A 26,349-nucleotide genomic window follows, 5' to 3' on the forward strand; every position below is an offset into this window, starting at 1 on the left:
GTGAGACTCAGGGGCATTGAACCCCTTCGTCTCACCGCCTATCCCCCATCCCGCCAAGCTGCGCTGTGGCGGGAGTACCCCAGAGGTTCTGATGGCAGCTTTTTCCGACCAGCTCGGAGAGAGCGGAGGGGATCCCTTAGAAGTGGAAAAAGCTGTATTCGTCGACTAGGGAGCTGATGAGGGAGCAAGAGCTACTGGAACGACTGCCCTTGGCGCAGCGTCTGGCGGAGTTGAGGGCCCGCATTCAAGAGATCCCGCTGCACAGGGTGCAGTTGGAGGGATTAAATCTGGCGGGAGCAGAGTCCTGCTGGGCCGCCTATCGGGAGCTGGGGCAAGGCGAGATGCCGCTGCTGTTTTTGCACGGCTTCATGGCCACTCACGCCAATTGGTGGCCGCTGATGCAAGGGTTGGGCGACCGATACCGCTGCATCGCCCTGGATTTGCTGGGGTTTGGTCAGTCCAGCCAACCGGCTCTGCGCTACGACATCGCCGTGGAGGTAGAGTTTGTGCGCGGGTTTGTCGAGGCGCTGCGCCTGCCTGAGCCGGTGTTGGTGGGCCACTCTTTTGGCGGCTGGGTGGCGGCGGCCTACGCCATTCGTTACCCCCTGCGGGGGTTGGTCTTACTGGCGCCTGCCGGGATCCGCGACGACAGCTTTGTCAAACGCTACCGGCACATGCGGCTTTTGCTCCGGGAAGGCGCGTGGGTTGATAGGCTGCTGCGAGCCGCCATCCCCCTGGCCCGTTGGGGACGTTGGGAGGAGCGACTGGCTTGGCTGCTGTGGCTGCGGGGATCCCTGCGCCAACAGCCGGTGGCCCGCCAATTTCTCCGCCAGCGCCTGCGCCCCCAAGCTGCCGTCGATACGGTCGAACGTCAGCTTCATGCCATTCAGGTTCCCACCCTAGTAGTTGCCGCTGAGCGGGACGACACCATTCCCCTCTGGCATTGCCAAGCCTATGCGGAGGGGATCCCTGGAGCCCAGCTCAAGATCCTGCCCGGTGCTGGACACGCCATCCCCGCCCTGCATGCGGAGCAGGTGCTGCCCTTGATTCGAGAGTTTCTGGAGAGCTTGAGCCCAAAGCTGGACTAAGGGACGCCGACTCCTCCCTTTAGGCAAGGTGGCTTTCCCGGATTTAGACTAAGAAACCGCCCTCATGCCGAGCTTCTTAGGCCGGCAGACAGAGAACCCCCTCGGCATTTCGGCTGCCTCGGCCCCCCCGCCAAAGGGAGAGGGGAGCGGCAGGCAGCATACAGTTTTGCTACATCTTGCCATAGGCAGCGAGCTATAGACTTGGAGGGAGGTAGGCTGGCAGCGCGGCCGCTTTTTCCGGCAGATCCCTGGGAGGGCAGGAAGGGGAGTGGCGAAGATACCCATCTGGCTGCGGGGAGTGAGCTATGCCATCTATGGCTTTCTCTACCTGCCGATTTTGCTCATTGCTGTCTATTCCTTTAACCGCGCCCGCTTCGGGTTGGTGTGGACAGGCTTTACCTTCGATTGGTACTGGGCTCTCTTTCGCAATGCTGCGATCTGGCAGGCCACGCAAAATACCCTTGTCTTGGCTGGAGTCAGCACCCTGGTGAGCACGCTGCTGGGATCCCTTTTGGGCTATGGGCTGTACCGCTACCGCTTCCCCGGCCAGAAGGCTGTGCAGGGACTGCTGCTGTTGCCGGTGGTCGTCCCCGACATTGTGATGGCCATTACCCTGCTGTTGTTTTACCAGTTGGTGCGCGCCTACACCGGCTGGTTTGAGCTGGGCCTGGGGACGATGGTGATTGCCCACATCACCTTTCAGATTGCCTTTGTGGCCATCGTGGTGCGCAGCCGCCTGCAGCTTTTGGATCCGGCTTTGGAGGAAGCCGCCTACGACCTCTACGCCAACACCTGGCAGAAGCTGCGCTACGTCACACTGCCGCTGGCCATGCCAGGGATCCTGGCCGCGGCGCTGCTGGCCTTTACCCTCTCCATCGACGATTTTGTGATCTCCTTTTTCACCAGCGGGCCCGAAAGCCAGACCCTGCCCATTTTGATCTACAGCACGGCGCGGCGAGGGGTGACGCCGGAGATCAACGCCCTCTCCACCGTGATCGTCGCGATAACCTTGGTTGCCGTGATGGGCTTTCCCCTGCTCAGCCGCTCCTCTAGGGAGAGGGGCCGGGGGTGAGGGATCAAGTATTGAAATAGCGGGCCGCCGGGTGGTAGGCGACGATGGCGGTGGTGGACTGCTCAGGATCCAACTGGTCGCTTTCGTCCATCCTCAGGCCGATGCGCTCCGTCTGGAGCAGCTCCAACAAAACTCGCTGATCGGCGATGTTGGGGCAGGCGGGATAGCCGAAGCTGTAGCGGGAGCCGCGGTAGCCCTGGTGCAGGATCTGGCGGATGTCGGGGCTGTCCTCGCCGCCAAAGCCCAGCTCCCGCCGGATGCGGGCATGGCACCACTCCGCCAAGGCCTCTGCCAGGGTGACGGCCAGGCCGTGGAAATAGAGATAGTCGGTGTACTGGCCCTCGGCAAAGAGGTGCTGGGCGTAGGCCGTGGCCTCTGGCCCCACTGTAACTGCCTGCATGGGGAAGACGTCCACCAGGCCGGTGGAGCGGTCGGCGAAGAAGTCGGCAATGCAGAGGCGCTGGCCGCTCTTCTGGCGGGGGAAGGTGAAGCGGGCCAGCTCCCGCACCTGGGGAGAAAGCCGAGGGCGATCGACGGTGGGCAATTGCAAATAGGTGGTGGAGCCGGGCTCTAGAGCAAACAGCTCGGGGAAGCTGGCCGGGTCGAAGAGGATCACCGTATTCCCTTCCGCCTGCGCCGGGAAGTAGCCATAAACCACCTGCGGGCGCAGCAAGTCCTCGGTAACAATCCGCTCCTTCCAGCGCTCGATCACCGGCTCCACCTGGGTGGCGAGAAACTGGGCAAACTCCTCCGCCGACTGGTCGCGCGGCTTGCGGATCTGCCACTGGCCGGCCACCAGGGCCTGCTTGTCGATGTAGAAGAAGACCTCCGGCCAGGGGATCTGATCCGGCTCGAGAACTTGGGATCCCCAGAAGGGGGGGATGGGCCGCTCGGTATCGAGGGTAACCGCCTCGGAACGACGGGTGTCTGCCCCGCCGTCGCCAGCCGAGACAGCAGGGGCAGGAGCGGCGCCCACGGTCACCTCTGGAGCCGGCAAGGTGGGATCCCTTTCCTCCACGGCTGCCGCAGCTCTCCTCTGGCGGTTGTCAGAGCGGGATCCCAGCTCGAAGTTATCCAGAAAACCCAGCCGGTCATCCCAGCGCCCGGCCGCCTTGGCCTGCATCAGCCGATCCATAAAGTGCAGGTCGGCAAAGGCGTCGCGGCCGTAGATGACTTGGCCCTTGTAGGTCTGGCGGCAGTCTTCTTCCACAAAGCGGCGGGTGAGGGCCGCCCCTCCCAAGATCACCGGCACGGTAATGCCCCGCTCGTTAAACACCTCCAGATTCTCTTTCATAAAGGCGGTGGATTTCACCAACAGGCCGCTCATGGCAATGCAGTCGGGCTTGTACTTTTCGTAGGCCTCGATGATGTTTTCCACCGGCTGCTTGATGCCCAGGTTGATGACTTTGTAGCCGTTGTTGGTGAGGATGATGTCCACCAGGTTTTTGCCGATGTCGTGGACATCCCCCTTGACGGTGGCGATCAAGAAGGTGCCTTTGCACACTTCCCCTCCCACCTTTTCCATGAAGGGCTCCAGGTATTTCACCGCCGCCTTCATGGTTTCTGCCGACTGCAGCACAAACGGCAGTTGCATTTTGCCAGCGCCAAAAAGCTCCCCCACCTCCTTCATGCCGTCCAGCAAAAAGGTGTTGATGATCTCCAGGGGGGGGTATTTCTGCAGCGCCTCTGCCAGGGTCTCCTCCAGGCCGATGCGCTCGCCGTCGATGATGTGCCGCCGCAGCCGCTCCTCCAAGGGCAGTTTGGCCAGGGATCCGGTCGCCCGCAGCTCCTGCCCGGAAACCCCCGCAAACAGCTCCGTCAGCCGCGCCAGGGGATCGTAGGTGCAGATGCCCTCAGCGTTGAACTGGCGCCGATCCCAGATCAGATCCCGGCACACCTGCTGCTGTTCTTCCGGGATCTTGCTCAGGGGCAGGATCTTGGCGGCGCTGACGATGGCGGCATCCAGGCCGGCCTGGCGGCACTCGTGCAAAAACACCGAGTTCAAGACCACGCGGGCTGCCGGCGAGAGCCCAAAGGAGATGTTGGAGATGCCCAAGAGAATGTGGGCCTCAGGAAAAGCCTGGCGGATGCGGCGGATGGCCTCCAGGGTAGCCGCCCCGTTGGCCCGGTCTTCCTCGATGCCGGTGGAGATGGGCAAAGCCAGCGGGTCAAAGAAAATCTCGTAGGGCGGGATCCCGTACTCAACGGCCTGGCGATAGGCCCGCTCGGCAATCTGGAACTTCTTCTCGGCGGTGCGGGCCATGCCCTCCTCGTCGATGGTGCCGATGACCACCCCCGCGCCGTAGGTCTTGGCCAGCTCCAGCACCTTGAAGAAGCGCTCTTCCCCATCCTCGTAGTTGGTGGAGTTGAGCAGGCACTTGCCCCCGGCCACCTTGAGGCCGGCCTCCATCTTCTGCCAGTCGGTGGAATCCAGCATCAGGGGAATGGGTATCTGGGTCACCAGCCGCGAGACCAGCTCCCGCATATCCCGCACCCCGTCCCGGCCCACATAGTCCACGTTGACATCCAAGATGTGGGATCCCTCCCGCACCTGCTCCCGCGCCAGGGCCACCAGGCCGTCCCAATCTTCGGCATTCAGCAGCTCCCGCATCTTCTTGGAGCCGCTGGCGTTGAGCCGCTCGCCGATGATCAAAAAAGAGTTCTCCTGCAGGTAGGGCTGAGGGGCATAGATGGAAGCGGCAGCCTGGATGCGCTCGACGGAGCGGCGTTTGGGCCGCAGCCCCCGCACAGCCTCCACCAAAGCGGCGATGTGATCCGGGCGGGTGCCGCAGCAGCCCCCCACCACCGCCACCCCTAGATCCCGCACAAAGTGCTCCAGGTGGAAGCGCAACTGCTCCGGCGTGAGCTTGTAGTGGGCCTTGCCGCCGATGTTTTCCGGCAGGCCGGCGTTGGGGATGCAGGAGATGGGAAAGGGAGAATGGCGGGAGAGGTAGCGGATGTGCTCAGCCATCTTGTCCGGCCCGGTGGCGCAGTTGAGGCCCAGCACATCGATGGGGTAGGGCTCCAGGATGGCCAGCGCCGCCCCGATCTCCGTGCCCACCAGCATCGTCCCCTGCACCTCAAAGGTCAGAGACACCACCAGCGGCAGGCGGATCCCGCGCCGGGCAAACTCCTGCTGCACGGCCACCAGCGCCGCCTTGGTCTGCAGGATATCTTGACAGGTCTCGATGATGAGGAGATCCACCCCCCCGTCGATCAGGCCCCGCACCTGCTCGGCGTAGCTGGCCCGCATCTCGTCAAAACCGATGTGCCCTAGGGTGGGCAGCTTGGTGGTGGGGCCGATGGAGCCGGCCACAAAGCGAGGCTTTTCCGGCGTCGAAAACTCCGCCGCCAGCCGCTTGGCCAGGCGCGCTGCCGCCACGTTCAGCTCGTAGGCTTTTTCCGCGATCCCGTACTCGGCCAAGACGATCGAGGTGGCGCCAAAAGTATCGGTCTCGATGACATCGGCCCCCACCTCCAGAAAGCCCCGGTGTACCCGCTCCACCGCCTCCGGCTTGCTCAGCACCAGGATCTCGTTGCAGCCTTCTAGCTCCGGCCCGCCAAAATCCGCTGCCGTCAGGTTCTGGGCTTGCAGAGAGGATCCCATTGCCCCGTCGAAGACGATCACACGTTCCTGGAGATGCTGCAGGAAGGGATGGGTCATAGGCGGTGCGGCGCTGGCAGGGATCCTTTCCTTTTAAGGTAGTCTGATTTAAGGTAGCATTGAGCCACTTCCCCGGACTAGGCCAACCCAGGGATCCCCTAGACCAGGATCTCAGAGCCGGGACGGGGTGGGGTGAAGTTAAGATTTTCTTCGTCTGCCCCGTTGCTGTTTCCCCAAGGGCGGGCTAATTTAGGGAAGACATTTTGGTGTGAACGGCTACAGTTGCCTGCAGGGATCTTCCTCAAGGTCGCTTGCTGGCGGCTACAATGCGCTCTTCTCCTTATAGGTTGGGGTGATTGAGGTGCTGAATATCCTGCCCTCTCAGTAAGTGGCCTGGATTGTGCCAGGGGATAGGCAAAGCCAAAGACTTGCCTTTCGAGATCTCAGGAGGTTTTACCCATCAAAACGGGTTTTGTGCCAGTTCGGTTAAACCCTATGAGCGATATCTGCTTCGAGATTGGCCTGAGCGATCGGTTGCCTAGAAGCGGGCGAGCTTGCCCGGCGCAAGTGGGGTTTGGGTCTGCGGAACTTGACTCCCTCCATCTAGCGTCAGGGGCCGCAGCAAAGTTGGAACCTGCTTCCCTCATTTCAGGGCCTAGAACCCCTTAGTCTCCTCCAGTTGTCTGTGATTAAAGTTACGAGGAACTCAGCATGGCTCAAGCAAAGGAATTGGTGCAGTCTGGTCATACGGCTCTTCTCGAACCGGATCTGGAAAGTTCATCCTCCATCCCTCTGGATGCGGACAATGAGGTGGATCCCCTCGAGACGGAACTGGATGCCAGTGACACTGATGCTTTTGATGAGGATGATGAGGACGACGAAGAGTCCCTCGAGGAGGATGCCGATGCTGCTGCCGCCGCTGCCAAGGGCCGTTCCAAGCGCAAAGCGGCCAGCAAGAAAAAACCCTACACCGATGACTCCATCCGCGTCTATTTGCAGGAAATCGGGCGTATCCGCCTGTTGCGGGCAGATGAAGAAATTGAGCTAGCCCGCAAAATTGCCGACCTGCTGGAGCTAGAGCGGGCTCGCGAGGCCGTTTTCCAGCGTATGGGCCTCTGGTCCGACCCAGAGGAGGTACCGGAGACGCTGTGGGCAGAAGAAGTGAAGATGTCCCTGCCCGAATTCCGGCGGCGCTTGCATCGGGGGCGACGGGCCAAAGAAAAGATGGTGCAGTCCAATCTGCGGCTGGTGGTCTCCATTGCCAAGAAATACATGAACCGGGGCCTGTCGTTTCAGGATCTCATCCAAGAGGGATCCCTAGGTCTGATCCGGGCAGCGGAAAAGTTTGACCACGAGAAGGGCTACAAGTTTTCCACCTATGCCACTTGGTGGATTCGCCAGGCCATCACCCGCGCCATTGCCGACCAATCGCGCACCATTCGCCTGCCGGTTCACCTTTACGAGACCATCTCCCGCATCAAGAAGGTCACCAAGCAGCTTTCTCAGGAGCTGGGCCGCAGGCCGACCGAAGAGGAGATCGCCACCCGCATGGAGATTACCATCGAGAAGTTGCGCTTCATCGCCAAGTCGGCTCAGCTTCCCATCTCTCTGGAGACTCCCATCGGTAAAGAAGAGGATTCGCGGCTGGGCGACTTCATCGAGTCGGAAGGGGAAACCCCCGAGGAGCGGGTGGCCAAGGTTTTGCTCCGAGAGGATCTGGAAAGCGTGCTGGAAACTCTTACCCCCCGCGAGCGGGATGTGTTGAAGCTGCGCTACGGCCTAGACGATGGCCGCATGAAAACCCTGGAGGAGATCGGCCAGATCTTCAATGTGACCCGCGAGCGGATCCGGCAGATCGAGGCCAAGGCGCTGCGCAAGCTGCGCCACCCCAATCGCAACAGTGTGTTGAAAGAGTACATCCGCTAGGATCCGGTCTTAGGATGGACTCAGTTGCCGCTGCCAACCGACGTGTGGAGCCTCTTCAGCATGAACCCCAATGAGACGCCGGATCCCAACTTTCCTGAGAAGGCCGACATAGAGGCCAAGGATGTACCTCCGGCCCAGGTGGAGTACCACGTGGAGGAGTTTAAGATCAGCGGGGACGAGCTGTTGGCCAAAATTCGCGAGCTGATCGAGGAGGCCAATGTTCGCCGCATTCTGATCAAAAATGCCGAAGGGCAGACGCTGATCGAGATCCCTCTGGGCGTAGGCGTGGCGGCAGGGGTGTTGGGGGCGGCTCTGTTCCCGGTGTTGGCGGCTGTGGGAGCGATCGGGGCTTTGGTGGCCAAGCTGACCATTGTGGTGGAGCGAACCCTTCGGGATGATTCTTAGCTGATCAACGTTGTTTTGAGCGTCCTGAACAATTGCGGCGCTTCTGGGCAGCCCTGACCTTCTACACTGCCTTGCCTTTGGGGCGGGCGGGCGGGCTACAGTTTGAGGGCATTGCCGCCTGGCTGCCGGCGGTGGGCCTGCTGTTGGGCGGGATCCTCACCCTGGCGGCGCTTTTGCTGCAGATTTTCCCGCCGCCGGTGCGAGCAGCTTTGCTCGTGGCTCTGTGGGTGCTGTTAACCGGCGGGCTGCACCTGGATGGGGTGGCTGACACTGCCGATGGGTTGGCGGTCAACGTCCCCAAAAGCTTTGCCGACGCGGAACGGCCAGCCGTCAACGGGCTATCCCGCCGCCTGCAGGTGATGAGGGACAGCCACACCGGGGCCTATGGGGTGCTCGCCTTGGTGCTGGTGTTGCTGCTGAAATTTGCTGCCCTGAGCAGCCTGCAGGTCTGGCCTCTCTTGCTCTTGGTGCCGGCCTGGGGGCGCTGGGGCCAGTTGCTCGCCATTGTCCTATACCCCTATCTGCGCGACCAGGGATCCGCCCGCTTCCTCAAAGACTCCACTTCCCTGCCGGGATCCCTGTGGCCGGGCACGCTGCTGTTGCTGGCCATCAGCGGGGGGGTGGGCTGGGCCGGGCTCCTGGCTTGGCGGCCTTTGCTGCTTTGGACGCTGGGATCCGCCCTGGGAGCCCTGGCCGTGGGCTATTGGCTCTACCGCCAGTTGGGAGGGCACACAGGGGACACCTACGGAGCTACGGTGGAATGGTCGGAAGCGATAGCCTTGTTGTGGGGATCCCTGCTTGGCCCGTCCTAGCCCCCCTCTCCTTTTGGGATTGGGAGAGGGGCCGAGGGGGAGGGCCTCTAGACTAGGCCAACTTGCTCGGCCAAGCCCAATTGTTGGCGGGCCGTTTGGCAATCCTGCCGGATCTGCTGGATTAAGTCTGCCACACTGGGAAACCGCCGCTCTGGGCGGATAAAGCCTTGCAGCGCCACCTGCACCTCTTGCCCGTAGAGATCGCCTGTCCAATCCAGCAGATGCACCTCAACGGTGTGCTGCAGCCCGGCAAACGTGGGCCGATGGCCAATGTTCATCACCCCAGGCAGGGCTGCCGCCTCAGCAGGCACATTCACCCAAACGCTGTACACCCCGTCGCGGGGCAAAAACTTCTCCGGCGGCAGGCGCAGATTGGCGGTGGGAAAACCCAGCTCTCGGCCTCGCCGATCCCCTGGCACCACCTCTCCGATCAGCCGGTAGGGACGGCCCAACAGCTCCGTTGCCGCCGCCACCTCCCCCGTAGCCAGGGCAGCGCGAATGCGAGAGCTGCTCACCCGCTCCCCCTTCAGTTGCGCCTCCGGGATCACCTCCACCGGAATGCAGCGCTCGGATCCCCAAGCCTGGAGAGTTTGGGCATTGCCCGAGCGACGGTGGCCAAAGCAGAAATCCCAGCCGACGCTGAGATGGCGAACGCGCAAGCCCTGTTCCAGTACTGTTTGGATAAACTCTTGGGGCGGCTGGCGGGCAAAGGCAGGAGTGAAGGGGAGCAACACCACCTGCTCAAAACCCATCTGCGCCAGCAGAGCCAGCTTTTCGGCAGGGGGAGTGAGCAACAGTTGCCTGCGCCCCGTCAATACTTCTTGGGGGTGAGGATGAAAGGTGAGAACCGTGCGCACCCCCTGCAGGGAGTCGCGAATGGGCTGCAGCACTTTCTGATGGCCCAGGTGCAAGCCATCGAAGTTCCCGATGGCAACGGCGGTGGGTCGCAAGGTTTGAGCCAGGTCAGAAGTTACGTGCACCGCTTGGGATCCCGAACAACAGCTGATTAACCACCGCCCGACAATCTCTACCAGAGGGGCCAAAGCAAAGCCATCAGCCCGCTCAGGCCGGCCACAGCCCACAAGCTACGTCGCAGGCGCTGCAACACAGGGTCGATTTGATAGTGGACGATCAGCCGATGCTGCGCCAGCTCCTCGTCCGATTTCGCGTAGATCGCCCCATCGTACCAGCCACTTTCTTCATAGGGGATCCGCGCCTGCACCAAGCGCCGCCGCACATAGGCCCATCCCAAGTAGAGGTGGAGCAACACCAGGCTGAGCAAGGCATTGGCCCCCAGCACAGACCCAGAGACGAAGTGGCCCCAATCCCCGGCAAAGCTGCCCCAGACCAGCGGCGAAACCGCCAGCACGACCACCCCCCAAACAGCGAAGATTCGCTTGAGATAGGGGATCCACTCCAAAGCGGGCCAGGAAAAAGGAAAAGACTCCCTCAGCTCTGCATACTGCCGCAGCGGCTGTTGCTCAGCAGGAATGGGATGGGAGGGATCCACCATATGGCCTTAATGTATCTACACAAAATGATACTGGCAGGCCCAGCCCCCCGCCAAGCCCAGCCCAGCCGCAGTTCAACCGAGGAGAAGAGGAGTATCGTATTAGAGTGTGGTCGCATCTACCTCTCGTTCTACCATGAGCGTCCCAGGCGAACCTGCCGCCACCACCGCCCCCTATGTGATCCTGAGAGAGCCGGACGGCAGCCAGAGGAAGTACATTCTCGCCGGAGCGACCGCTTGGACGCTGGGCCGCGATGAAGACAACGCCATCGTCCTGACCGATCCCAGCGTTTCCCGCCAACATGCCCTGCTGCAATACCTGGACAACAACAGCATCTATCTCATCGATCTGGGCAGCCGCAACGGCTCGTTCGTCAACAATCGCCGCGTCAGCATTCCCACCCTGCTGCAAGATGGAGATCACCTCACCCTCGGACAATCCCAGCTCGAGTTCCACAGCGGATCCCTGGCCAGCCCAGAACCCAGTCCTGCGGCCAAACTGTCGGACACCCTGGTTTTGCAAACCCGCTGGCTGATCTCGGTGGCCGTGGTGGATGTGCGCGGCTACGGACAACTGACCCAGCAACTGGACGAGCGCCTCCTCTCCCAGGTGATGGGCGATTGGTTCCGGCGCGGCGGAGATATCATTCAGCAGTACGGCGGCACTGTCGATAAGTACATCGGCGACGCGATCATGGCCGTCTGGTTTCATGCGCCCCAGGCCAATGAGGATCCCTTACAAGCTGAACAAGTGGGGATCGAGCTCGACGTGAAGTCGGTTTTGCGGGCCATGGTGAAGCTGTTTCAGATGACCGAGCAACTGAACGGCGAGTTTCCGCTGCCTTCTCCCCTGCGCCTGGGGGCGGGCGTCAACACCGGCTCGGCCATTGTGCGCCAGGTGGGCAACAACACCCGCCAGGAATACACCGCCCTGGGCGATACGGTCAATTTGGCCTTTCGCATCGAGAGTGTTACCCGCACCCTCAACGCCGACTTGGCCATCAGCCACGACACCTATACCTGCTTGGCGCAACAACTGGGACAGGCAGCTACCTGCTTTGCGCAGCAGGCGGTTCAGCTCAAGGGATATACCCACCCGCACCAGGTGTACTACTGCGATGTGGGGGCTCTGCAGGCCGTTCTCGGCACCTAGACCCCGCATCCCGATAGCTGGGGACGGCTCGCCGGGCCATGGGATCCCGCTGTTCTTCCAGAACCTTCTGCCGCTCTGTCGGCCGATGGGAGGGCAAGGCCCTTTCGACCGCACAAGAGCCCGACTCCTGACTGGGGTGAATCGGTGGTGGCAGAGCTTGATCAGGGGGAAAACCTGCGCAAAAGCTGCGGATCCACCTCGCCCACATAGGTATTCAGCCCGATAGCCGTGGCGATCAAAGCCCCATCCACCTCCACCCGCCGGTACTGGGCGATGGCCTCTGCCAGGGGCACATCCACCACGCGCCGATTTTGCCAGGCCACCATGCGGTCGTACTTGCCCTGGGCGATCAAGTCCACAGCCGCCACCCCAAAAGCTGCCCCCAGCAGACGATCCAAAGGAGAAGGGGTGCCTCCCCGCTGCAGATGGCCCAAAACCATCACCCGCGTCTCGATGCCGGTGCGCAGCGCGATCTCGTTGCCGATGTAATAGCCAATACCGCCGTAGAGAGACTGCCCCAGGCTGTTGGTGTAGGTCACCGGCTCTCCCGACTCGGTGCGAACAGCCTCCGCCACCACCACAATGCTGAAATTGTTGCCCCGCTCTTTGCGGTCGAGGATTCTTTTGCAGACGTTTTCCAGCTTGTAGGGGATCTCCGGGATCAGGATCACATGCGCCCCCCCGGCGATGCCAGCGCTGAGGGCAATGTGACCGGCATCCCGCCCCATCACCTCCATGACCATGACGCGGCTGTGGCTGATGGCCGTGTAGGTGAGCTGATCCAGAGCCTGCACCGCCACGCTCAGAGCCGTATTGAATCCCACGGAATACTCGGTGGCGCCGACATCGTTGTCGATGGTCTTAGGGATCCCGACAAAGTTCCAATCCCCCTGCAAAGCTAGCTGCCGGAGAATGGCCAGGCTGCCATCTCCCCCCACCCCAATGAGCGCATCCAACCCCAGCCGGTGGTAACCCGTGATCACCTCTGCCGAGCGATCCACCAAGCTGCCATCGGGCATGGGATAGGCGAAGGGGTTGCCCCTGTTCACCGTACCCAGAATGGTGCCGCCATAGCGCAAAATGCCCGAAACCCGCTTCACGTCCAGCAGCTCCGCTTCCACCGGTCGCGCCATCAGACCTGCGGTCGCGTTTTTGATGCCGTAAACCTCCATGTCATAGTCGCGGGCCCGCCGCACCACCGCCCGGATGACGGCGTTGAGGCCGCCACAATCGCCACCGCTGGTGAGGATCCCAATTCGCTTCCGTTTCGGCATGGTGCTCTAGGATGAACAGTTTGAACAAAAAAATTAAGAACTTCTTCGCTCCGCAGTTTCGAGCCGACTAGACTCTACTCCTGCAAGTGGCTTACAGCGGGCCCTGGGCCCTAGCAAGCTGTAGCCATGGGGCGCTTGACCAACCGCAGAGAAGGGAAGGCGACGGCTGGATTGATTATGTCCAGCCCTTGGGACCAAGATGCCTAGCAGAGTTTGCAGTGGGCGAGCGGCTCCGCAGACAAGACCAATTGTTCAGCATCCTTCACAACAAAGAATTAAGAAATATTGCTTGGCAAAGCTAAGTTTGGAGCAGTTTCCGCTATCTCTGAGGATAGATCTTGTAGGCAAGACTTGGGGGGAACAACTTGCCAAAAAACCAAAATTATTTGTTAAGCAACTTTGATCAAAACCCATTCAGGCCAATAAGGGTAGAGATGATGGAGATATAAGGATCGGGTCTGAGTTGGGAGAAGCATTATGACTCAAACCATTGCCCAATGTGGGCTGCGGGGGGCCTCAGAGCTGCTCAGCCGTTACCGGCAAGGAGAGCGTCACTTTCCCCAATCTTGTCTGGAGTACGCCTTCTTGCGGGGGGTCGATCTGCGCCGGGCCGACCTGCGCGGGTCTGACTTGCATGGGGCCAACCTGCGCTATGCCAACCTGCGCGGCAGCAATCTGGCCAATGCCGACTTGCGCTGTGCCGATCTGCGCTATGCCGACCTGGAGGGAGCCTGTTTGGAGGGAGCCAATTTAAGCGGAGCCCAGTACAACCACAACACCTGCTTCCCCGCCGGTTTCGATCCGGTAACGGCAGGGATGCAACGGTTCGAGTTTTAGTCAAGCTTTCAATCAAGGCGGGTGCTGCCTTGCAGCCGCAGCAAGCTCTCTAAAAAAATCGGGATCCCCAGGCGGGGATCCCAGGCTGTTTATCGGGTTAGCTAGGGCTGCGTCCGGAAGCTCTTCACCTCCAAGACCGGCCCCACCTGAGCCACCGTCACCATATCTTCTTTGAGCTGTCCCTGGATGGTGACTTCCAACCCCTCTTGTAAGAGCTCTTTGGGGGCGCGGAAGAGGGCGTAGTGCTGGCCGGAAGGGAGCGTCAGCACCCACACCCCCCCTTCGATATCCAGGAACTCGATGGTACCGCTGTATTCTTGCATCACTTCCTCAGCGCTAAACCGGTGCTGCTGGGCTGGGAATCCAGGATGGCTTGCGCCCCCAAATAGGCCAGGCCCAGGCAGAGCAAACCATTGAGAAGCAAGAAGGAGCGCCCCAGCCAAGCAGAGGATCCAAGCCATAGTACCCCCTCATAGAACAGGGATCCAGCTAGAAGCAGATGGGAGGCCATGCCGATGGAGAGGCCGACAACCGCCCAACGCCAGCGCCGATGTCCCAGGAGCAGCACCATCAACAGCCCTGGGATCAACACGCTGGCAAACAAGGGGTTCAAGGCATTGGTCTGGGCTAAGGCCGTGCCCAGCTCCGGCAGGGAGCTCCCCGCCAATTGGAAGGGCCAGCGAGGGGCACCCACAATGGCCAGGCCCTGCAGCGGGAAGAGGCCGGCGCTGCCCAGCAGGATCCCTCCCAGGAGGGGCGCCGTTGCCAGCATGGGCTTGGGAGCCAGCCACCAGCGGATCAGCACCAGGATGATGTAGCCGCCCACCACCATCAGCAGCTTGGGCACCAGGGCAATCGGGCCGCCGTCAAACCAGAAGCGAGGGTTGAGGTAGCCGTTGTTGTTCAGGTATTGCAGGAAGTCCTTCAGCCACAGCAGCAGGGGGTTCTCCTCTTGCTGACCGGTGGCCCTGGCCAGCGCCTTGGCAGCATCCAGACGACCGGCGCCGTAGAAGTTCTGCTTGTCGCCGGGCACCGGGGTGGCCGACATCTTCAGCACCTCTTCCACCTTGTCCGGATCTTTGATGCCCTGAGCCTGGATCAGCGCTGCTACGCCGGCCACGTGGGGAGTGGCCATGCTGGTGCCTTGGAAGTAGGCAAAGACCGGCTCGTTGGGGTTGCGTCGGTTGATGGTCTGCTGCAGAATGCCGTGCTCAGGATGCTCGGGAGTCTTGGCCCCGCCGGGAGCGGCGATATCTACCCCAACCCCATAGTTGGAGTAGGGGGCTTTGCTGCCATCGGGCCCGGTGGCCGAGACGGCGATGACATGCGGGTAGCGGGCCGGGTAGCTCACCTGGCTTGAGTTTTCGTTGCCGGCGGCGGCGATGATCGTCACCCCTTTGCTGTGGGCATAGGCTACGGCCTCCTCCATCAGTCGGGCCGAAGCGCGGCTACCCAGGCTGAGGTTGATGATCGTGGCGCCGTGGTCGGCAGCATAGCGGATCCCTTCCACCACGTCTGACAGGGATCCAAAACCATTGGCATCCAGCACCCGCACCGGCATGATCTTGGCCTTGAAGGCAACCCCGGCCACGCCTAGGGTGTTGTTGGTGGATTGGGCGATGGTGCCGGCCACATGAGTGCCATGGCCGTTGAGGTCGGTGGGATCCTCATCGTCGTCCACGAAGTCGTAGCCCTGCACAAATTGCGTTTGGGCCAGATCCGGCACCCGCGTCACCCCGGTGTCCACCACGGCTACCGTCACCCCTTCTCCCTGGGAAATGTCCCAGGCTTCCGGCATGCGGATGGCTCGCAGGTTCCATTGCTGGGGATAGAGGGGATCGTCGGGCACAAAAGCCGCCTGAAATTGGTAATTGGGGTGGGCATACTCGACCAGGGCTTCCCGCGAGAGCCGTTTGATGAGCCGCCGTGTGGCTCCTGGATGTTCCGCATCCACATCGAACAGGTAGATAGCCTCCTGGCGGGCAAAAGCGCTGTTGCTGCTGGGTCGCAGCGGCAAATTGTAGGCTTTGGCAAGAGCAGCGATCTCAGTGGGAGTGGCCGTGTTGACAAAGTTGACCACGATGCTGTCGTAGGGGGTGGATCCCTTGCCGCAGGCCGTCAGCAGCAGTGCCATCAGGCCAGCGCAGCAGAGACCCAACCAGCGTCTGAAGTTCATCATGCACGCCCTCGGGATCCAAAATTGTTGCCACCAGTATGCCCTCTGGATGGGCAATTGACCAGAAAATCAGCACGCTGCGTCACGAGCCTGTTCCTGTTGCCAACTTTTTCGGGGGCCACTCAGAAAACCCAGAAAAAGGGATCCCTCTGGCCAAACGATTTGTCCCGATGCATGATGGATCTGTAAGAACTTGAAATACTTCTTAACACCAGTTCTCAGTATCTCGTCATCACAGCCAAGAGAGGAACCAGCATGAGCATCGGATGGCAACGGATACTGCGCGTCGGGGCAAGCTTTTGCCTGGGGCTGTGGATTTGGCTAGGTGGGGGATCCCCGCTCTGGGCCCAGCCTGCTTTGCCAGTGGTGGAGATGGAGTTGCCGCAGCCGCCGGTGCCGGTTTTGGATTTGGCGGATCAGTTGACCAGCAATCAGGAAGCACAACTGGCCGAGCATCTGAACCGGTTGGAGGAAGAAACGGGCTGGAAGCTGCGGGTGCTGACCCAGTTTGACCAAACCCCAGGCCGCCAAGTGAAAGAGTACTGGGGCCTGAACGAGCGCAGCGTTTTGATGGTGGCCGATCCCAGGGGAGGCAACTTGCTGGCCTTTAACGTGGGAGACGCGGTGCGGGAGATCCTGCCGCGTACCTTTTGGATTGAGCTGCAATCTCGCTTCGGCAACCAGTTCTACGTGCGAGAGCACGGCACTCAGCGCGCCATTTTGGAAACCGTTGACGTTTTGGATCGCTGTTTTCACCAAGGGGGCTGCCGTGTGGTGCCCGGACTGCCGCAGGAGCAGTGGATCCTGACGCTGCTCACCTCTATCTTGGGCGGGATCGTCTTCGGGTTTGCCGGCAAACCCCGCCACGCGGAGGAGCTGTTTAACTGGCGTTGGGCTTTGCTTATCTCTCCCTTGTGGTTCATTTTGTTTGGGGCCTTCGGCATCGGCCCGGTGATCACCCGCACCCAGGATTGGCTCCCGCTGGTGCGCAACATCCTGGGCTTTCTCGCAGGAGCCTTGGTGATCTACTTGGCCCCCATTGCCCAACCGGCAGCGGAGCAGCAGTAGCCGTCCTGCCAAGTTGAGGCTAAGCTCCCTTCCCCTCTCCCTCTGGGAGGGGGGTGGGCCTCTGGGTCAAGAAAGCATCCCCCGCCTCTTGCCCCCCGAAGCAAGCCAGCGGCTGGGGGACAACTTCCCAAGAGAGAATGCTAGAATCGGTAGAGCTAAATTGCTGATGTAGCTCAGTTGGTAGAGCACTCGACTTGTAATCGAGCGGTCGTCAGTTCGAGTCTGACCATCAGCTTGGCAGGCGGCTCAGTCACTCAGCTTTGACTCTGGCAGTTTGGTTAGATTGACTTCAGGGGGATCCTTCATCCTCACCCCCTCAGATCCCCGCGCAGGGTATCTGCCAATTTGTTCCTTTGTTTGCTCTAGATGTCTATGTCGGGTCTGCCAGCCGCTACAGTTCGTCGATTGCAAAAGCTGCCCCAGGTGTCCTCGGTATGGGAAGGGGATTGCCACCGCCTACCAGGTTCGCTAGCCCTGGGATCCCAGATCTCCGCCGGCTTGGCTGAGGGGGAGTGCATTTTATGGGTGGATGGCGTTCAGGGCGTGGTGCGGGCCATGGAGGTGGTGCCTGCTGGCTCCGGCTTGGAGCCGATGGTGCGAACCTTGATCATGGCTATGGAGCGGCCCAATGCTGCCTTGCCGGCTCGTCCGCAAAAGGTCGTCGTGCGGGATCGGGAGGTGCAGTTTTTCCTGCGCGGCATTTTGCACGAGCTGGACATCAAAGTGGAATGCCAGCCGGAATTGCCGCTAATCGACGAGATCCTGCAGAGCTTTGCAGAGGCCAGTGAGGGGATCCCGCCGCCGCTGCCGGAGAACTACGCGAAGCTGCTGGCCGGCAAAGCCCTCACCCTCTGGCAAGATGCCCCCTGGGACTATCTAGAGGATCACCAAATCTTGGCGATCGAGCTAAATCGCTGGGATATTGAAACCCTCTACGTCTCGGTCATGGGGCGGCTGGGGATGGAGTACGGGGTTCTTTTTTATCGCTCGCTGCACTCCCTCAAACGGTTTCGCCAGGACGCGGGCCAACCAGAGACTTCCGAGGAGATGGAGGAAGCCTTCCTCAGGCAAGATTGTCTCTATCTCACCTTTCAAGCTCGCAATCCCGAACTCAACGAGCTATCAGACCTGGACTTGGCCGATCTGGATCCCGAAGAAATTGAGCCGAACTTCGGCACCATCCACCCTCTCGAGGGCCTGCGCGTTGTTTTGCAGGAAGATGAGGCGGCGGCTGTGGCGGTGGCTTTGGAGGCCTTGCATCGTTTTTTGAAGCAGTACCGCCGCAAGCTGGAAGAGGATTTCCAACCCTGTCAGGGGCGGTATCGCATTCCCAACCCCCAGGCCCCAGGGGAAACCCTCTCGGTGCAAGTGCGCACCTTGCCCGACTTGGCTGTAGAACTTCTGGAGCTAGAAGGAGACGAAGAAGAGCACACCCAAACCCTGCTGCGAGATGATCTGGTGCCTGAGGGTGCGCAGCTTAGCCTGGGCGTGCTGCCCTGGGCCACCGTAGAGGCGCTGCGCCGCACAGGGCAATGGCATCCTCTCCCCCAGAGTAAGCTGGTGCCAAGGGGTGAAGGGCTGCCGGTGGTGATCGTGCGCACCTCCCGCCCCAAGGCCAAGCAATTGATCGAAAACCTGCGCGGCGAAGGGGGGCCCCAGGGTGTTTGTTTTAACACAGGGGTGGATCCCTTTGCCGGCAGCCGCTACGACTTGGAAATTGTCCAAACGGGCAACCGCGACCTGCACCTGTTTGCAGAGTTTCCCGAGGACGATCCCGTGCACGCCAAAGCTCGCAGGCGCTGGGAGCGGCGTTGCCGCGAGACGGGCGGCTATTGTGGCCTGGTGGTGGCGATGGGGGTAAATTCCAACCGGCCAGAGCTGCAGGTACGCCACATTCTGGCCCTGTTTGAGATGCAGGCGCTCAACCCGACCCGATTGGGCCTCGGGCCTATGGTGCGCATCAGCCGACAGTTGCACTTTCCCTAAAGGCTTCCTGGGGCAGCCCCCAGCTAAGGGATCCCAAGACCGCCCAGGCCTCGCAGACGGCGTTTCAAAGCCTGAGGCTGGAGATATCCTTTGCCAAGCCTTTCCAGAGGCACTTTTTTGCCAGGGAAAGAGGGGGTCTCCTTGCGGAGAACTATCGCCCCGAGGCCCGACGCCGTAGCCTGTGAGCTGCAAGCAAGTGCGGCAGGGGCGGCCGTCCTGGGGTTGGAGGTGAGCCTGTGGCAGGTGTTGGGAATTTGATTTCAACCCCTTTCCATGATAGGAGGCAGCGGATCCCAGGTATCTTGCCAGCGCAAAGCCGCTTGCCGTAGCTGCGCCAAGTTGGCCGATCCGGTGCAAAAAGCGGCGATCCTCAGCTCCTCGATCACGGCTCGGAAGCTGTCCACCACCGCCTGGGCCCGCCCTCGGGAGACGGCGTGGAGAGCGGGAGCGGCCATGCCGACCACATCGGCCCCTAAGCGGATGGCTTTGGCTGCATCGATGCCGGTGCGGATGCCGCCGCTGGCCACCAGGGGCAGGTTGGGCAGGAAGCGGCGGATTTCCAGCAGGGCCAAGGCGGTTGGGATCCCCCAGTCCCGGAAGCTGTGGGCAATGCGTTTCTGGAGGGGATCGGTCTGGCGATGGGCTTCCACCTCGCTCCAGCTCGTCCCCCCTGCCCCAGCCACATCTAGGGCGGCCACGCCACACTCGGCCAGCCGCCGGGCTACTTGGGCGCTGAGGCCATTGCCCACTTCCTTGACCAGCACCGGCACCGGCAACTGGTTCACCAACTGCTCGATGCGGCGATAGAGGTTGCGCCAGTCGGGATCCCCCTGGGGCTGAACCGCCTCCTGCAGCGGGTTGAGGTGCAAAATCAGCGCATCTGCCTCGATCATCTCCACTGCCCGTCGCGCCTGCTCCAGGCCATAGCCGTAGTTGAGCTGCACAGCGCCCAGGTTGGCCAAAAGCAGAATATGCGGAGCCACTGGGCGCACCTGGTAAGTCTGGGCCAGCTCCGGGTGTTCTAAAGCTGCCCACTGGGATCCCACCCCCATGGCAATGCCCAGCTCTTGAGCGGCAGCCGCCAGGTACAGGTTTAGCTCCCGGGCAGTGTCTGTCCCCCCGGTCATGCTGCTAATCAGCAGAGGGGCCTGCAGGCGTTTTCCCAGAAACTGGCAACTGAGATCGATCTCGGGCAGCAGCAGCTCCGGCAGCGCCACGTGCTCGAAGAAAAACCGCTCAAATCCGGTGCGGATCCCTCTGGCGTTTACGTCCTGCCGCAAAACAATGTCCAGGTGATCCTGCTTACGTTCGGAGATAGGGGATGGAGAATCGGCCATGGTCTGGATAGAGGGCTGTCCAACCGGTAGCGGGCGAACAACATTGTCCGAAGGTGGCCCGCTGTCTATGATGAGGGCGGGATCCAACCTAGTAGCCATGCAACCTTTGCACATCTTGCTGGCAGAAGGCAACCCTCATCTGCGCAGCTTGCTGGGTTGGCATCTGCAACAGGCACGGCACCGGGTTTGGGAAGCGGAGACCATTCGCCAAGCCAAAACCCTGCTGCAACAGCAGCCTGTCCACCTCTTAATTTTGGATGCGGAGCTGTCCAGCCGTGCCGGACTCCAACTATGCCGGTGGGCGCATCGCCATTGCGATGTGTTGATCTTGCTCCTCTCCCAACAGGGAGCGGAAGCCGACATCATCGCTTGGCTGAAGGCAGGCGCAGACGACTACCTCACCAAGCCCCTTAGTCTGCCCCTTCTGGATGCTCACATTCAGGCCCTGACCCGTCGGCTGCGGCGCAGCCTTCCCCCCACCTTCCTGCAGTATGGGGATCTGAAAATCGACCTGGTGCAGCGGCGCGTCACCCTGGCCGGCCAAGGCATCGACCTCACCCCGCAGGAGTTTAGCTTGCTGATGGTGCTGATCCAGGCCGATGGGGATCCTCTCTCGCGGCAGGAGCTGCTGGAGCGGGCTTGGCCCGATTCCACCGCCAACCCCCGCACCATCGATACCCACATCCTCTCCCTGCGCAAGAAACTGGAGCGCGATCCGCACCAACCCCGCCTCATTCACACTGTGCGCCAGGTGGGCTACAGCTTCGGCATAGAGCCGCCTCCTCCCTTGCAGCAGCCGAGTCGAGCTGCTGGCGCAACTGCCCCAGGATCTGGGCCTCAACAGCGGCGCCGTAGAGCTGCTTCAAGTGTCGGGTGAGTGTGAAGAGATGCACTTGCAGTTGCGTGGCTGCCTAGATGCAGTTTTCGGCAGGCAGGGTGACAAGGTAAGCCTTCACCCCAGGGGTAACTTTTGGGGGAGCGCCAAGTGCTTTGCCGTCCGCAAGCCCATCGCAGCAACGCTGTTGCCCTCGCTTGAGGTCGTTGAGGACAGTGGCGGGGTGGCATCCGAGAAACTGTGCAATGCAGGGTGCGCTCCGGTGTTGTGCGGAGAGTCGAATGACAAGGGCGCGTGTACTTCGGTCGCTCAGCGGCTGTCTGGCAGGGAGAGACGCTCTCAGGCTTGGGTGAATCACTGCCTCTCCAAAGCGATTGTTTGTAGGGCGCAGGCAACCAACAGTCCTATTGCCTTGGAAGACTTGCCCCCCGGCCCCCCTGCCCCCCGTATACGAGGGGATTGAGGGGGGCGGTCGGAGCCGGTTAGTTTACTGCTGATGGCAAAACCTTGATCAGCAGCAACCGAGCTCCTGGGCTAGACCCCAACCCCAGAAAGCACCACCATCACCACCACCGCCGCAAAGATGATCAAAGCGTAAAACTGCGCCTTGCCGTTCTCCAGATATTTCATCACTTCGCCGCCGACCATGGTCGCCAGGCCCGTCAAGTTGACCACCCCATCCACAATGCGGCTGTCCACCTCCAAGGCCTCCCGCGCCACAAAGCGGGTGCCCCGCACAAAGACCCGCTCGTAGAGGTCGTCAATGTACCACTTGTTGAGGGAGAAGTAGTACAGGGGTTGCAGACTTTGGGGGAAGGTGCTGGGATCAATACGTTTTTGCCAGTAGATAAGACCCGCCAGGGCAATGCCGATCAGCCCAATGCCCACCGAGCTGCCCGCCATGATCAGAAACTCTGCCCAATCGAAGTGGCCGGCCAGCACCGCTTGCCACTCGGCGGCCACCTGGGCCCAACCAGTTTCTGCTGCAGACTCACCAGGCGCATGGATGAAAGCCTCGAAGAAGTTGGCAAAGGGAGTGCCCACCAAGCCGATCAGCACGGAAGGAACGGCCAGCGCCACCAGCGGAATCGTCATCGATGCCGGAGATTCATGCGGCTCGGCAGCGTGGCCATGCCCTTCGTGTCCCTCTCCCCCAGCTTCGGGATGGCTGCTGGGCTGGGGCTTTTCGTAAATGTTCATGGCTCCGGGACCATAGGCCGCCTCTTTCCCGGCAAACGCGTAGGCAAAAGCCGGCACCGGTCGGCCTTGGCTGACGGCCACCTCCTGCCGCAGCTTCAGGTTGGTGCCGCGAAACTCCCCTTCAAAGGTGAGGAAGTAGATGCGGAACATGTAGAAGGCGGTGATCCCCGCCGTGAGGAAGCCCACCCCCCAGAGGGCCGGGTTGCGCTCAAAAACCGCGGCCAAAATCTCATCTTTAGACCAAAAGCCGGCAAAGGGCGGGATCCCACAGATGGCCAGCGTGCCGATCAAAAACGTGAAGGCCGTAACGGGCATGAACTTGCGCAGCCCTCCCATCAGGCGCATGTCCTGGGCCAAGACCGGGTCGTGGCCCACCACCGCCTCCATGCCATGAATTACAGAGCCAGAGCCCAAGAAGAGCAGCGCCTTGAAGTAGGCGTGGGTCATCAGGTGGAACAAGCTTGCCCCATAGGCACCGGATCCCATGGCCATGACCATGTAGCCCAGCTGGGAAATGGTGGAGTAGGCCAGGCCCTTTTTGATGTCGTTTTGGGTGATGGCAATGCTGGCCCCCAAAAAGGCCGTGCCCGCCCCTGTCCAGGCGATGAGGTCCATGACTGGTGGGATCCCTTCCAGCAGCGGGAACATGCGCGCCAACAGGAACACCCCGGCGGCCACCATCGTGGCTGCGTGGATGAGGGCCGAAATGGGCGTGGGGCCTTCCATGGCATCCGGCAGCCACACGTGCAGCGGGAACTGGGCCGACTTGGCCACCGGGCCCAAGAACACCAACACCGCAAACAGGGCAACCAAGCTGCTGCTCACCGCGCCGTTGGCCACCATCTGCTCCACATTGCGAGCCAGCTCCTCGAACCCAAACGTGCCGGAAATCCAGTAGAAGCCCAAAATGCCCAGCAACAGCCCAAAGTCCCCCACCCGGTTGACGACAAACGCCTTCTGGGCTGCCTCCGCCGCTGCCTGCCGCTCGTACCAAAAGCCAATCAGCAGGTAGGAGCACATCCCCACCAGCTCCCAGAAGACATAGATTTGCACCAGGTTGGGGCTGACCACCAGGCCCAGCATCGAGGAGGCAAACAGGCTCAGGTAGGCGTAGAAACGCACATAGCCAGGGTCGTGGGCCATGTAGCCGTCGGAGTAGATCTGCACCAGAAAGGCCACCGTGGTTACCACCACCAGCATCATGGCGCTCAAGTGATCCACCACAAAGCCCATGTCCAGGGAGAAGGAGCCCGCCTGAGCCCAGGTGAGGGTTTTGAGAACGGTCTCATGGCCCTGCACTTGGCCGGCCAAGAGGGCAAAGGCGTGAACCATCGCCGTTCCCGTCGCGAACACGCTCAAGAAGGCGGCCAGAGAGCGGTTGGCCCTTGTCCAGGCATTGAACAGCAAAATGCCCAAGCCGAGTAAAAAAGCCGCCACCAACGGATAAACGGGGATCAACCAGGCGTATGCGTAGATGAATTCCATAGGAACTGGTGCTGAATGCGTCCTCTTGCAGTGATGAGCCCTTCTTGCTGGCCGGTGGCAATTTGTCTGTCGGGATCAGGGGCCTAGGCCGGCAGGTGCTCTGGAGCTTTTGATATTGTAAATCTTTGCAACACGATCAGCGCCCCCCCTGCAACCACCCAGTCCATGAGAGCAAAGATTCTTCTTCCCGATCAACCGAGATCCCCGCAGGAGAATCGGGAGATATCCTGAAGACTCTCCCCCAGCTCAGATCCGCAAGGCCTACGGCCCGCTGACGGGATCGGCTGAGACTGTCGTTGCCAAGATGACAGGGATCCCTTGCAAGCGCTACAACTAAAGGCTGAAAGCTGCAGACTGTCTGGAGAAAAGCCCATGAGCCTGAACTTGGTGACCTTGGTGGGGCGAGCCGGCATGGATCCGGAGGTGCGCTACTTTGAGTCGGGCAGGGTGGTGTGTACCTTTAGCTTGGCGGTGAACCGCTTCCGCAAAGGCGAAGACAAGCCCGATTGGTTCAACCTAGAGCTGTGGGGGCGCACCGCCGAGGTGGCCGGAGAATATGTGCGCAAGGGCAGCCTCATTGGGGTAACCGGCAGCCTCAAGTTCGATCGCTGGAAAGACAAATCCACCGGTGAGGATCGCCAAAGACCCGTCATTGCCGTAGATCGCCTCGAACTCCTGGGATCCCGTCAAGACCGGGAGGCTGACCTGCCCGCCGAGGAGCCGTTTTGATTTGTTTGAGCCTGAGCTCCGGCCAGTCGGCGCTTGCACTCCTGCACCACCGCTGTCAAATCCTGGCTGCACCAGGGATAGCGCAAGGGTGGCCGCCGGATGACCCACAGCGGGATCTCCAGGGTTTTGGCCACTGCCTGCTTGACGGCCAGCCCACCCGCTTCTCCAGACTCCTTGCTGATGACTACCTGAGGATCTAGACTCTGCCAAAGCCGCAGTTCCTGCTCAAAGCTGAGGGGCAGGCGCATTCCGATCACCCGCTCGGCAGGGATCCCGGCTTGCACCGCTTGGGGAACCGACTCCGGCAGCACCCGCGCCCACAGTTGGCAGCGATCCTGCCAGGGCCCAAACAGGGGCAATGCCTTCACCCCCACCGTCAGCAGCACCCGCCGCCCCGCCAGTACGCCATCCGTGAGCACCGCCTGCCAGTCCGGCGCCACCTGTACCCAGGGATCCAACGCCACCGGGGGGCGCTCGTAGCGCAGGTAGGGGATCCCCAGTTGGGCGGTCACCTGCATGGCCAGTTGGGAGATCTCCTGGGCGAAGGGATGGGAAGCATCTACCAGCACGCGGATCCCGTGTTCCTGTAGGAATTGTGCCAAAGATGGCGGCGAAAATCGCGTCACCACCACCTGGCCGGGCAGATCCCGATACAGCCTTCTTCCGCCCTCGGTGGTGACGGTGGCTATCCAAGGGATCCCCTCATGGCTGAGGACGTGGGCCAAGCTGCGGCTTTCGCTGGTGCCACCGATGAGGGCCACTTCAAGTGATGTACGAACCGAGCCCATGCTGTGTTGCCAAAGTTTGCTACCAGTGGATACGATCGAGGTCTGAAGGCTGGAGGCGAGTGCTCATGATCGAGATGCATGTGGCTGGGATCGCGGTCGACGCTGTCAACCAGGCTCCCATTGTCATCTTGCGCGATACCCATGAGCGGCGTGCCCTACCCATCTGGGTAGGAAGAGCGGAGGCCAACGCCATTCTGCAGGCGCTGGACGACCAAAAGCCCCTCCGCCCCATGACCCACGACCTTATTCTGAACTCCTGGAAAGCTTGGGGGATCAAGCTGGAGCGGGTTATCATCCACGCGCTGCTGGACAACACCTTCTATGCAGTGCTTGTTACAGTCTGCGGCGATAAAAAGCAGGAGATCGACTGCCGCCCCAGCGATGCCATTGCCCTTGCCTTGCGGGCCCATGTCCCCATCTGGACCGTAGAAGAGGTGATTGCGGAAGCTTCGATCCCGATGAACCAAGATGCCGACGAGGCAGAGCGGGAGGCCTTCCATAAGTTTGTGGAAAGCGTGACGCCCAAAGACTTTATTCGCAGCCACCTCCTCAGGGATCAGCCCACGGAATCGGATGGCTGAAGCCCTGTCTTCTCCGCTAGGACAGATGCTGAGCGGCTCCAAGAGCACCCTCAGCGCCGGCAGTTGCCTCTTTCCCTGTAGACAGTTCCCCTAGGCCCTTGAGTGCCGTTTTCAGGGGCGGCTTGCCTCCACCTCAGACTTGGCCGCAAAGGACGCCCTCGCGCCAGCCCAAGGGGAGCATTTTAATTCCTGCTTATCGGCCCTAGCCAAAACGCTGCCTGCTCGTGCGGAGGGATTTCTCTAGAAACCTTTGAGACCGAGGTTATACCGCTAACCGGGGATTGCTCTCTCTCCCTCTAGAGCTCCCAGGTGCATACGGCTCATCTTGGAACTCAGGGTGTTTTGCTTTGACACCCTGTTGCCGTCCAAGGCAGGCGGGCTTGCTTCAAAGCCACCGTCCCCCTGGCAAGAATGGCAGGGGAGTTTGCCCAGCTTGACAAAGGGAGTACCGACACCCTAGTTTCTAGCAAATTGTGCGGCTTG

The 26,349-nt window shown here is 61.1% G+C and carries 21 protein-coding genes and 1 tRNA gene; 13 read left to right on the forward strand and 9 right to left on the reverse strand.

Going from position 1 to position 26,349, the window contains the following annotated elements; genetic code table 11:
- Window positions 1-176: 176 nt before the first annotated feature.
- Both ACVW0R_RS11095 and ACVW0R_RS11100 read left to right on the forward strand, forming a co-directional pair.
- The gene (locus ACVW0R_RS11095) at window positions 177-1,088 is read left to right on the forward strand and encodes an alpha/beta fold hydrolase (RefSeq protein ID WP_228375314.1); all 912 of its coding nucleotides are present in this window, start codon (window positions 177-179) and stop codon (window positions 1,086-1,088) included.
- A 268-nt stretch (window positions 1,089-1,356) separates the two neighbouring features.
- Window positions 1,357-2,160, forward strand: a complete 804-nt coding sequence (locus ACVW0R_RS11100; RefSeq protein WP_206336834.1) for an ABC transporter permease — start codon at window positions 1,357-1,359, stop codon at window positions 2,158-2,160.
- A gap of 4 nt (window positions 2,161-2,164) precedes the next feature.
- Here ACVW0R_RS11100 and metH read toward each other — a convergent pair whose 3' ends face one another.
- Window positions 2,165-5,824, reverse strand: a complete 3,660-nt coding sequence (gene metH / locus ACVW0R_RS11105; protein WP_099812841.1) for a methionine synthase — start codon at window positions 5,822-5,824, stop codon at window positions 2,165-2,167.
- A 651-nt stretch (window positions 5,825-6,475) separates the two neighbouring features.
- On the opposite strand from metH, the gene rpoD reads away from it, so the two are divergent.
- The 3 genes from rpoD to cobS are packed head-to-tail and all read left to right on the forward strand — an operon-like array spanning window position 6,476 to window position 8,907.
- Window positions 6,476-7,690, forward strand: a complete 1,215-nt coding sequence (gene rpoD / locus ACVW0R_RS11110) for an RNA polymerase sigma factor RpoD (RefSeq protein WP_011431207.1) — start codon at window positions 6,476-6,478, stop codon at window positions 7,688-7,690.
- 60 nt (window positions 7,691-7,750) lie between these two features.
- A complete protein-coding gene (locus ACVW0R_RS11115) occupies window positions 7,751-8,095 on the forward strand; it encodes a DUF4342 domain-containing protein (RefSeq protein WP_011431206.1) in 345 nt (114 codons plus the stop codon).
- Between the two features lie 32 nt (window positions 8,096-8,127).
- Entirely contained in the window at window positions 8,128-8,907 is a 780-nt protein-coding gene (cobS, locus tag ACVW0R_RS11120; protein WP_011431205.1) for an adenosylcobinamide-GDP ribazoletransferase, read from the forward strand.
- A 47-nt stretch (window positions 8,908-8,954) separates the two neighbouring features.
- On the opposite strand, the gene ACVW0R_RS11125 is transcribed toward cobS, so the two are convergent.
- Both ACVW0R_RS11125 and ACVW0R_RS11130 read right to left on the reverse strand, forming a co-directional pair.
- The gene (locus ACVW0R_RS11125; RefSeq protein WP_011431204.1) at window positions 8,955-9,887 is read right to left on the reverse strand and encodes a bifunctional riboflavin kinase/FAD synthetase; all 933 of its coding nucleotides are present in this window, start codon (window positions 9,885-9,887) and stop codon (window positions 8,955-8,957) included.
- 47 nt (window positions 9,888-9,934) lie between these two features.
- Complete coding sequence (locus tag ACVW0R_RS11130) at window positions 9,935-10,420, reverse strand: CGLD27 family protein (RefSeq protein ID WP_099812843.1); 486 nt, start codon at window positions 10,418-10,420, stop codon at window positions 9,935-9,937.
- Window positions 10,421-10,553: 133 nt separating this feature from the next.
- Here ACVW0R_RS11130 and ACVW0R_RS11135 point away from each other — a divergent pair, with 133 nt between their 5' ends.
- Complete coding sequence (locus tag ACVW0R_RS11135) at window positions 10,554-11,570, forward strand: adenylate/guanylate cyclase domain-containing protein (protein WP_011431202.1); 1,017 nt, start codon at window positions 10,554-10,556, stop codon at window positions 11,568-11,570.
- A 161-nt stretch (window positions 11,571-11,731) separates the two neighbouring features.
- Here the strand turns inward: ACVW0R_RS11135 and ACVW0R_RS11140 are convergent, their stop codons facing one another.
- On the reverse strand, window positions 11,732-12,844 hold the full coding sequence (locus ACVW0R_RS11140) for an ATP-dependent 6-phosphofructokinase (protein WP_099812844.1): 1,113 nt from the start codon (window positions 12,842-12,844) through the stop codon (window positions 11,732-11,734).
- Between the two features lie 477 nt (window positions 12,845-13,321).
- On the opposite strand from ACVW0R_RS11140, the gene ACVW0R_RS11145 reads away from it, so the two are divergent.
- Window positions 13,322-13,681: a pentapeptide repeat-containing protein gene (locus ACVW0R_RS11145; protein ID WP_011431201.1), complete on the forward strand. Its 360-nt coding sequence runs from the start codon at window positions 13,322-13,324 to the stop codon at window positions 13,679-13,681.
- A gap of 101 nt (window positions 13,682-13,782) precedes the next feature.
- Here ACVW0R_RS11145 and ACVW0R_RS11150 read toward each other — a convergent pair whose 3' ends face one another.
- Together ACVW0R_RS11150 and ACVW0R_RS11155 are read right to left on the reverse strand one after the other, a co-directional pair.
- Window positions 13,783-14,004, reverse strand: coding sequence for a hypothetical protein (locus ACVW0R_RS11150; protein ID WP_011431200.1), 222 nt, complete (start codon window positions 14,002-14,004; stop codon window positions 13,783-13,785).
- On the reverse strand, window positions 14,004-15,860 hold the full coding sequence (locus ACVW0R_RS11155; protein WP_011431199.1) for a S8 family serine peptidase: 1,857 nt from the start codon (window positions 15,858-15,860) through the stop codon (window positions 14,004-14,006). The genes ACVW0R_RS11150 and ACVW0R_RS11155 overlap by 1 nt, the downstream gene beginning before the upstream one ends.
- Before the next feature lie 252 nt (window positions 15,861-16,112).
- On the opposite strand from ACVW0R_RS11155, the gene ACVW0R_RS11160 reads away from it, so the two are divergent.
- From ACVW0R_RS11160 to ACVW0R_RS11170, 3 genes are all read left to right on the forward strand, one after another.
- Window positions 16,113-16,925 (forward strand): TPM domain-containing protein, encoded by an 813-nt coding sequence (locus ACVW0R_RS11160; RefSeq protein WP_041438552.1) that lies wholly within the window; start codon window positions 16,113-16,115, stop codon window positions 16,923-16,925.
- A 162-nt stretch (window positions 16,926-17,087) separates the two neighbouring features.
- Window positions 17,088-17,160 (forward strand) — tRNA-Thr (locus tag ACVW0R_RS11165).
- Window positions 17,161-17,297: 137 nt separating this feature from the next.
- Window positions 17,298-18,911 carry a DUF6930 domain-containing protein gene (locus ACVW0R_RS11170; RefSeq protein ID WP_011431195.1) on the forward strand — a complete coding sequence of 538 codons (1,614 nt, stop codon included), beginning with the start codon at window positions 17,298-17,300 and terminating at the stop codon, window positions 18,909-18,911.
- 260 nt (window positions 18,912-19,171) lie between these two features.
- Here ACVW0R_RS11170 and fni read toward each other — a convergent pair whose 3' ends face one another.
- Complete coding sequence (fni, locus tag ACVW0R_RS11175; RefSeq protein ID WP_457502060.1) at window positions 19,172-20,248, reverse strand: type 2 isopentenyl-diphosphate Delta-isomerase; 1,077 nt, start codon at window positions 20,246-20,248, stop codon at window positions 19,172-19,174.
- 97 nt (window positions 20,249-20,345) lie between these two features.
- On the opposite strand from fni, the gene ACVW0R_RS11180 reads away from it, so the two are divergent.
- Window positions 20,346-21,125: a response regulator transcription factor gene (locus tag ACVW0R_RS11180; RefSeq protein WP_099812846.1), complete on the forward strand. Its 780-nt coding sequence runs from the start codon at window positions 20,346-20,348 to the stop codon at window positions 21,123-21,125.
- Between the two features lie 492 nt (window positions 21,126-21,617).
- Here the strand turns inward: ACVW0R_RS11180 and ACVW0R_RS11185 are convergent, their stop codons facing one another.
- Window positions 21,618-23,768 (reverse strand): NAD(P)H-quinone oxidoreductase subunit 5, encoded by a 2,151-nt coding sequence (locus tag ACVW0R_RS11185; RefSeq protein ID WP_099812848.1) that lies wholly within the window; start codon window positions 23,766-23,768, stop codon window positions 21,618-21,620.
- Between the two features lie 372 nt (window positions 23,769-24,140).
- Here ACVW0R_RS11185 and ACVW0R_RS11190 point away from each other — a divergent pair, with 372 nt between their 5' ends.
- Window positions 24,141-24,497 carry a single-stranded DNA-binding protein gene (locus tag ACVW0R_RS11190; RefSeq protein WP_011431189.1) on the forward strand — a complete coding sequence of 119 codons (357 nt, stop codon included), beginning with the start codon at window positions 24,141-24,143 and terminating at the stop codon, window positions 24,495-24,497.
- On the opposite strand, the gene ACVW0R_RS11195 is transcribed toward ACVW0R_RS11190, so the two are convergent.
- Complete coding sequence (locus ACVW0R_RS11195) at window positions 24,455-25,285, reverse strand: cobalt-precorrin-6A reductase (protein WP_457502061.1); 831 nt, start codon at window positions 25,283-25,285, stop codon at window positions 24,455-24,457. The genes ACVW0R_RS11190 and ACVW0R_RS11195 overlap by 43 nt on opposite strands.
- Before the next feature lie 65 nt (window positions 25,286-25,350).
- Here ACVW0R_RS11195 and ACVW0R_RS11200 point away from each other — a divergent pair, with 65 nt between their 5' ends.
- Window positions 25,351-25,866 carry a bifunctional nuclease family protein gene (locus ACVW0R_RS11200; protein WP_457502063.1) on the forward strand — a complete coding sequence of 172 codons (516 nt, stop codon included), beginning with the start codon at window positions 25,351-25,353 and terminating at the stop codon, window positions 25,864-25,866.
- The last annotated feature ends 483 nt before the right edge of the window (window positions 25,867-26,349 follow it).

It is taken from the genome of Thermostichus sp. MS-CIW-15 (assembly GCF_054060575.1).